The organism is Rhizobacter sp. (assembly GCF_031412495.1).
Taxonomy (GTDB): Bacteria; Pseudomonadota; Gammaproteobacteria; order Burkholderiales; family Burkholderiaceae_C; genus Schlegelella_A.
This window is the reverse complement of sequence record NZ_JANODC010000121.1, coordinates 1-7,236: the sequence shown is the minus strand read 5'-3', so window position 1 is coordinate 7,236 and position 7,236 is coordinate 1. Positions and strand designations below refer to the sequence as shown.

10 protein-coding genes are annotated in these 7,236 nt (G+C 72.2%); 9 read left to right on the top strand and 1 reads right to left on the bottom strand.

Annotation, left to right across the window (positions count from 1 at the left end):
* The 8 genes from AC30N0_RS04390 to AC30N0_RS04355 all read left to right on the top strand — a co-directional run.
* Positions 1-478 (top strand): VOC family protein (locus tag AC30N0_RS04390; protein ID WP_489516713.1); only part of this gene is annotated, 478 nt, incomplete at its 5' end.
* Positions 471-1,616, top strand: coding sequence for an alpha/beta fold hydrolase (locus AC30N0_RS04385; protein ID WP_489516712.1), 1,146 nt, complete (start codon positions 471-473; stop codon positions 1,614-1,616). The genes AC30N0_RS04390 and AC30N0_RS04385, both read left to right, overlap by 8 nt.
* A 9-nt stretch (positions 1,617-1,625) precedes the next feature.
* Complete coding sequence (locus tag AC30N0_RS04380) at positions 1,626-3,254, top strand: FAD-dependent monooxygenase (RefSeq protein WP_489516711.1); 1,629 nt, start codon at positions 1,626-1,628, stop codon at positions 3,252-3,254.
* A gap of 20 nt (positions 3,255-3,274) precedes the next feature.
* On the top strand, positions 3,275-3,463 hold the full coding sequence (locus AC30N0_RS04375) for a DUF2783 domain-containing protein (protein WP_489516714.1): 189 nt from the start codon (positions 3,275-3,277) through the stop codon (positions 3,461-3,463).
* A 126-nt stretch (positions 3,464-3,589) separates the two neighbouring features.
* Entirely contained in the window at positions 3,590-3,880 is a 291-nt protein-coding gene (locus tag AC30N0_RS04370; RefSeq protein ID WP_489516710.1) for a 2TM domain-containing protein, read from the top strand.
* Positions 3,881-3,908: 28 nt separating this feature from the next.
* A complete protein-coding gene (locus AC30N0_RS04365; RefSeq protein WP_489516709.1) occupies positions 3,909-4,913 on the top strand; it encodes a sensor histidine kinase in 1,005 nt (334 codons plus the stop codon).
* The gene (locus tag AC30N0_RS04360) at positions 4,913-5,743 is read left to right on the top strand and encodes a LytR/AlgR family response regulator transcription factor (protein WP_489516708.1); all 831 of its coding nucleotides are present in this window, start codon (positions 4,913-4,915) and stop codon (positions 5,741-5,743) included. Before AC30N0_RS04365 ends, AC30N0_RS04360 begins: the two co-directional genes overlap by 1 nt.
* 19 nt (positions 5,744-5,762) lie before the next feature.
* Entirely contained in the window at positions 5,763-6,428 is a 666-nt protein-coding gene (locus AC30N0_RS04355; protein ID WP_489516707.1) for a glutathione S-transferase family protein, read from the top strand.
* A gap of 18 nt (positions 6,429-6,446) precedes the next feature.
* Here the strand turns inward: AC30N0_RS04355 and AC30N0_RS04350 are convergent, their stop codons facing one another.
* The gene (locus AC30N0_RS04350) at positions 6,447-6,635 is read right to left on the bottom strand and encodes a PEP-CTERM sorting domain-containing protein (RefSeq protein WP_489516706.1); all 189 of its coding nucleotides are present in this window, start codon (positions 6,633-6,635) and stop codon (positions 6,447-6,449) included.
* Between the two features lie 117 nt (positions 6,636-6,752).
* Between AC30N0_RS04350 and AC30N0_RS04345 the strand changes: the two genes are divergently transcribed.
* Positions 6,753-7,236 (top strand): SPFH domain-containing protein (locus tag AC30N0_RS04345; RefSeq protein WP_489516705.1); only part of this gene is annotated, 484 nt, incomplete at its 3' end.

Below are 7,236 nucleotides of genomic sequence, written 5' to 3'. Positions count from 1 at the left end.
CCTGCTCGGCCTGCCGCTGGTGCACGTGATCCGCTCCGACGTGGTCCCGAGCACCGGCGAGCACTGCCCCTACGTGCACGTCTTCTTCCGCATGGCCGACGGCTCGCACCTCGCCTTCTTCGACCTCGGCGACGACGTCGCGGCCGAGCCGTCGCCGAACACGCCGGCCTGGGTCAACCACATCGCCCTGCGCGTCGACTCGGTCGAGGCGCTGCGTGCCGCCAAGGCCCGCCTCGAGGCGGCCGGGGTCGAGGTCCTCGGCATCACGGATCACCACGTCATCGAGTCGATCTACTTCTTCGACCCCAATGGCATCCGCCTCGAGCTGACGACGCCGACGGCGAGCGCCGAGACGACGGCCCGGCACGAGCGCGAGGCGCACGCCGCCGTCGCCGCATGGACCCTGGAGAAGCGTGCACGCCGGTCGGGCGCGCCCCTGCTCGGCGTTCTCTCCGACGAAGCGGCGCAAGATGCCTGAGCGCCGGCTCGCCGCCATCGACGTCAAGCCCGGCGGCCTGATGGAGAGCCAGTCCGGCCTGCAGATGCTGCGGCCGCGCATCTACGGCGCCTACGAGGTGCCGGACGGCGGCACGCGCACGGCGGCGATCGTCATGCACCCGGCGAGCAACTTCATGGGCCACTACCTGATCGGCCCGCTCGCCGCGCGCGGCATCGCCTGCCTCGGCCTCAACTCGCGCTATGCCGGCAACGACACGGTCCTGCTCATGGAGCGCGTGCTCCAGGACCTCGGCGCCGGCGTCCGCTTCGCACGCGAGGTGCTCGGCTGCGATCGCGTCGTGCTCGTCGGCAACTCGGGGGGCGCAGCGCTGGCTGCGTTCTACCAGGCCGAGGCCGAGCAGCTGACGGCCGAGACCTTCGTCGACGGCGACCCGATCCACCTCGTCGCCGCCGACCTGCCGCGGGTCGACGGCATCGCCCTGTGCGCCGCGCACGAAGGCCGCTCGCACCTGTTCGGGCGCTGGCTCGATCCCTCGGTCGTCGACGAGCACGATGCCCTCGCCGCCGACCCCTCGCTCGACATGTACGACCCGATCCACTGGACCGGGGGACCCGATGCGCCGCCGCGCTTCGGCACCGCCTTCCTGCACCGCTTCGTCGCCGGCCAGCAGCGGCGGCGCGAGCGCATCGAGCGGCGGGTGCGCGAGCGGCTGGCGCAGCTGCGCTCGACGAAGGGCGCGCCGCGCGACGAGGCCTTCGTCGTGCACCGCACGCACGCCGACCCGCGCTGCCTCGACCTGACCCTCGACGCCAACGATCGCGCCCGCGGCAGCGTCTGGGGCGACGCGCGCGCCGTCAACTACGCGGCCAACGCGATGGGCCGGACGACCTCGCTCACCGCCTTCCTCTCGCAGTGGTCGACGGCGTCGCGCGCCAACGGCCCGGAGAACCTGGCCCGCACCTCCGTGCCGGCGCTGCTGCTCACCTACACCGCCGACCAGAGCACGTTCCCGAGCACGCGCGATGCCTGGCTCGCGGCCGGCGGCGAGCGCATCCGCAACATCGACATCGCCGGCGGCGACCACTACCTGGCCGGTCGCGCCGACCTGCAGGCGCAGGTGGCCGACGAAATCGCCGCCTTCGCCGAATCGCTGTAAGCTGATTCGATGCGCAGCGAGACCTGGAAGTTCGCGCCGGCCTACCAGCTGCCGCAGTTCCCCTTCGTGCCGCCGCCCGACCTCGGCGCGGGCGAGCCCATCCGCTACCCCGTCGTCATCGCCGGCGGCGGCCTCGCCGGCCTGACGCTCGCCTGCGACCTGGCCCTGCGCGGCGTCCGCGCCGTGGTGCTCGACGAGGACGACACGGTCGGCGTCAAGGGCGCCTCGTCGCGCGGCATCTGCTACGCGCAGAAGAGCCTCGAGATCTTCGAGCGGCTCGGCATCTACGAGCGCATCCGCGCCAAGGGCATCACCTGGTCGGTGGGCCGCACCTTCTCCGGCCGCGACGAGCTCTATGCCTTCAACCTGAAGGACGACAGCGCCTCCGAGCAGCCGCCGTTCATCAACCTGCAGCAGTTCTATCTCGAGTGGTTCCTCGTCGATCGCATCGTCGAGCTCGGCGGCACCGACCTGCGCTGGAAGAGCCGGGTCCTGAAGGTGGAGGAGGAAGCCGAGGTCGTCGCCGTCGAGGTCGAGACGCCGGCCGGCACCTACACGCTCGAGGCCGACTGGTTCATCGACGCGACCGGCGCCAACAGCCGCATCCGCAACGATCTCGGCCTCGAGGTCCATCCCTCGCGCAGCACCGACCGCTGGTGCATCACCGACGTGCGCTTCGAGGTGCCCGTCCAGGCCGAGCGCTGGACCTGGGTCGATGCGCCGTTCAACGAAGGGCGCAGCGTCTGGCAGCACCTGATGGCCGACGACGTCTGGCGGCTCGACTACCAGATGGCCGAGGACTGCGATCCGGAGACGATCAGCCGGCCCGAGGTCGCCGGCGCGCGCCTGCGCGAGCAGTTCGGTCCCGACGTCCGGTTCGAGTTCGTGTGGATCGGGCCGTATCAGTACCGCGACCACCTGCTCGACGAATTCCGCGTCGGCCGCCTCGTCTTCATCGGCGACGCGGCGCACGTCGTCTCGCCGTTCGGTGCGCGCGGCGGCAACAACGGCATCCAGGACGCCGCCAACCTGGGCTGGAAGCTGGCGCTGGTGCTGGCCGGCGAGGCGCCCGAGTCGCTGATCGACAGCTACCAGGCCGAGCGCCACGCGGCGGCGGTCGAGAACCTGACGGTATGCCGGCGCACGGCGCGCTTCCTGGCGCCGCGCAGCAAGGCCGAGCACCGCCTGCGCCGCGCCGTCTGCACGCTGGCGAAGCGGCACGAGTTCGCGCGCCGTCTGGCCAACACCGGCCGCATGGCGCAGGCCAACGCCTACCCACCGTCGCCGTGGGCGAAGGACGGCGCGCGCTCGGTGCAGAACGTCGCCTTCGACGGCACCCACCTCATGCGCTGCCTGGCCGGCGAGACGCGCTTCCTAGGCCTGGCCATCGGCGCCGACGCCGCGGCACTGGCCGACCTGGACGCGCTGGCGGCGCTCTTCCCGATCGACTTCCGCGGCATCGACGCGACGAGCCCGCTGGCGGCGCACCTGGGTGCGGGCGATGGCAGCGTCGTCATCGTCCGGCCTGACGCCTACGTCGCCGCGACGGCCGCGGCGGCCACGCCCGACACCGTCGCGGCGGCGATGCGCGACGCGCTCGGCGTCGACGAGCGCGAGCGGCTGGCGGCCGCGGCATGAGCGCATCCGATCCGAAGGCGATGCGCACCGACGCCCGCATCCCCGACGCCGACGGCTTCTACGAGGCCTTGCTCGCCGCACACGAAGGCCTCGCCGACGAGGCGAGCAACGACCTCAACGCCCGCCTCGTCCTCCTGCTAGCCAACCAGGTCGGCGACCAGAAGGTTCTGCTCGAGTGCATCGCCGAGGCACGGCAGGGGTCCGGCTGACGTCTGCGCCCTGGCGAGGGCGTTTCGCGCCGCGTCGCTGCGTCTTGTCGCAGGCGGGTCGCCCGCCAGCCGGTGCCGGGGCACAGTGCCCCCATCGCCCCGGAGAAAACCATGCAAGGAAATGCCATGAACAGCACCGCCTCCCTCGCCGCCCCGGACCTGGACCGTCTGGCCCGCCGCCGCGCCCGCATGCTGGCCGGCTGGCTCGTCCATGCCGCGATTTTCGTCGGCGTCAACGTGCTGCTCGCCACCGTGTCGATCATGAGCGGCCACAGCTGGGCCCTCTATCCCCTCTTCGGCTGGGGGCTGGGGCTCGCGATCCACGGCGCCGTGGTCCTGGCATCGCGGCTCGGCGGCGGCCTGATGGGCCGCTTGGTGCAGAGGGAGCGCGAGCTCCTCGCACGCCGCCACGGCTGATGCGGTGAGGCGCGACGAGTCCTTGACCATGGGCCTGCGCTTCCTGCAGGCCGCGGTCGTCAGCAGCCTCATCGCGCTGGGCCTCACGCTCTGGGGCAGCACGCCCTTCGGCAGCAATTTTGTCTACTCGCAGCTTATCGGCCTGTCGATCTGGGCCCTGATCGACTTCGGTCGGCTCTGGCTCGTCGACGACTGGGACACGCAATGGCACCGGCTCGTGGTCCTGGTGCCCTTCGGCGTCGTCGGCGGCTACCTGTGCGGGACGCTGGCCGGCGATGTGCTGCACGGGCGGCCGGTGCTCGCGCAGTGGGCGTCGCAGCCGCGGCACGCGCTCGGCATGCTGGCGATCAGCCTCGTCGCGGGCGCCGTCGTCACCTACTACTTCCTCAGCCGCGAGCGCCTCGCTGCGTCGCGCCAGCGCGAGGCCGCCGCTCGCAGCCTGGCCACCGAAAGCCGCCTCAAGCTGCTCGAGACCCAGCTCGAGCCGCACATGCTGTTCAACACCCTGGCCAACCTGCGCGCGCTGATCGGCGTCGACCCTCCGCGCTCGCAGCAGATGCTCGACCACCTTATCGCCTACCTGCGCGCCACCCTGCAGGCGTCGCGCGCGACGACGCATCCGCTGCGGGCCGAGTTCGACCGTCTGCGCGACTACCTGGAGCTGATGTCGGTGCGCATGGGGCCGCGGCTCACGTTTGCGCTCGACCTGCCGCCGGCACTCGAAACCGAGCCGGTGCCGACGCTGCTCCTGCAGCCGCTGGTCGAGAACAGCGTCCTGCACGGGCTCGAAGGGCAGGTGGCCGGCGGCCATGCCGCCGTGTCGGCGCGGCGCGAGGGCGGCGACATCGTGCTCGACGTCGTCGACACCGGTGCCGGCCTGGGCGCCCCCGACGCTCGCGGCGTCGAAGGCTTCGGCATTGCGCAGACTCGCGAGCGTCTGGCGACGCTGTACGGCGCCGCCGCCCGCGTCGAGCTCGTCGCCGGCCCGTCCGGGGGCGCCCGCGCCACCGTCCGCTTTCCGGCCCAGCCCTGATGCCTGCACCGCCCACCGCCCTGATCGCCGAGGACGAGCCGCTGCTCGCCGCCGCCCTGCAGGCCGAGCTGGCGAGCGCCTGGCCGGAGCTGCGCGTCGTGGCAACGGTGGGCGACGGCGCATCGGCCGTCACCCAGGCCCTCGCCCATCTGCCCGACGTGCTCTTCTTCGACGTCCGCATGCCGGCGCTGAGCGGCCTCGACGCGGCGGCGGTGCTGGCCGACGACTGGCCGGCGTCGCGGCCCTTCCCGGCCCTGGTCTTCGTCACCGCCTACGACGAGTACGCGCTGCAGGCGTTCGAGGCGCAGGCCGTCGACTACGTGCTCAAGCCGGTGCAGCCGGCGCGACTGCGCAAGACCCTGGACCGGCTCCGCGAGCTGCTGGCGGCGCGGGCGCAGGGCGGCGGAGCGGACAACGAGAGCACGCTCGCGCAGCTGCGCCGGCTGCTGCAATCGGCGCAGGCGCAGGCGCAGGCGCAGGCGCAGGCGCCGGCGGCGGCGGACGGGCCGCTGCAGGTGATCCAGGCGGGCAGCGGCGCCGCCATCCACATGGTTCCGGTCGGCGACGTGCTGTACTTCGAGGCCGCCGACAAGTACGTGCGAGTGCTCACCGCGACGCACGAGCACCTGATTCGCACGCCCCTGCGCGAGCTGCTGCCACGTCTCGATGCGGCCGTGTTCTGGCAGGTGCATCGCGGCACCGTGGTCCGCGCCACGGCCATCGAGACCGTGACTCGCGACGAAAACGGGAAGCTTTCGCTCACCCTGCGCGGCCGGGACGGGAAGCTGCCGGTCAGCCGGCTCTATGCTCATCTGTTCAAGGCCATGTGACCCCGTCGGACCACGCACCATGCTGCAACTCCACTACCACCCCGGCAACGCCAGCCTGATCCCGCACATCGTGCTCGAGGAGATCGGTGCGCCCTTCGAGCTCGCCTTCGTCGATCGCAGCGTGGCGGCGCACAAGTCGGCGGCCTACCTGGCGCTGAACCCGAACGGCCTGATCCCGGTGCTGGTCGACTCCCGTTCGCAGGCGGCCGGCGCGCAGCCGCTCGTGCTGTACGAGACGGCCGCGGTCTGCATGCACCTCGCCGACACGAACCCCGGCGCCGGCCTCCTGCCGCCCCTCGGCAGCGCGACGCGGGCACAGGCGTACAAGTGGATGGCCTGGCTCGGCAACACGATGCAGGCGACGCTCATCCTCTACTTCTATCCGGAACGCTGGGTCGACGACACGGATGCCGCCGCCAGGATCAAGGCACATGCGGAGGCCAAGGTCGGCGCGATGCTCGAGCAGCTCGACGCCGAGTTCGCGCGCCATGGCGGCCCCTGGCTGCTCGGCGAAACGTTCGGCCTCGCCGATCCGTACGCCTTCGTCCTTTGCCGCTGGACGCGCGGGTTCGCCCGCCCGGCGCGCAGCCTGCCGCACCTGAAGCCCTTCCTCGATCGAATGCTGGCCCGTTCAGCCGTGCAGCGCGCGTTCGCCACCGAAGGGCTCAAGGACCCCTGGGTCTAGCCCCTCCGTCGGAGGCCGTCAGGCCGTCGGGCGCTGATTGCGCCCGCGCTTGCGGCGCACGAAGGCGAGCAGCGCCGCCCCCGATCCGAGCATCAGCAAGGTCGAAGGCTCCGGCACCGGCGGGGCGATGAAGGCGAACGTCGCCGCCTGAGCCGTGGCGCTGACGAGAAGCAGGGAGCCGAAGAAAGAGAGCTTCCAGCGTCGCATGAAGGAATGGCGCCGCTCCTTCGCTGCCGCTTCTCCGCGATTTCATGCCGGCTGCACGGCCGACCGCGACAGTGCTCCTCACGCGGCGATGGTGCCGCGCCGACGAGGAGAAGGGTCATGTTCGAGCGCTTCAGGATCTGGGCCGAAGCGATGCAGCGCCGGCTCTCGCGCTGGCGTGCGCGCCGCCATGCGGCCTACGAGGGGAGCTTTCAGACGCGCGTCGTCGCCGACCGGCCCGGCCCGGCGCTGCGCCGCATGGTGCTGCCGCTGGTCGTCGTCGTCCTGGCGACGGTGTCGGCGCTGGTCCTCGTGAGCCACCCGCCGGTGCAGGGAGTCGGCCGCGGCGAGGTCGGCATCCGCATTAACACCCTGAGCGGCGCCACGACCGAGTGGAGCGAAGGCAGCGTCCTGGTCTGGCCCGCCGTGCACCGGCTGCGCGTGCTGTCGCTGCGCGACCAGGGCTGGCGGGCGGCGCAGATGAGCCGTGCCGACGGGCCGGCGCCGCTGCAGTCGCTCGAGGGCCTGTCGCTCGGCGCCGACCTGACCGTGCGCTACGCCGTCGACCCGCTGAAGGCGGCGGCGCTGGCGAAGAGCCTGCCCG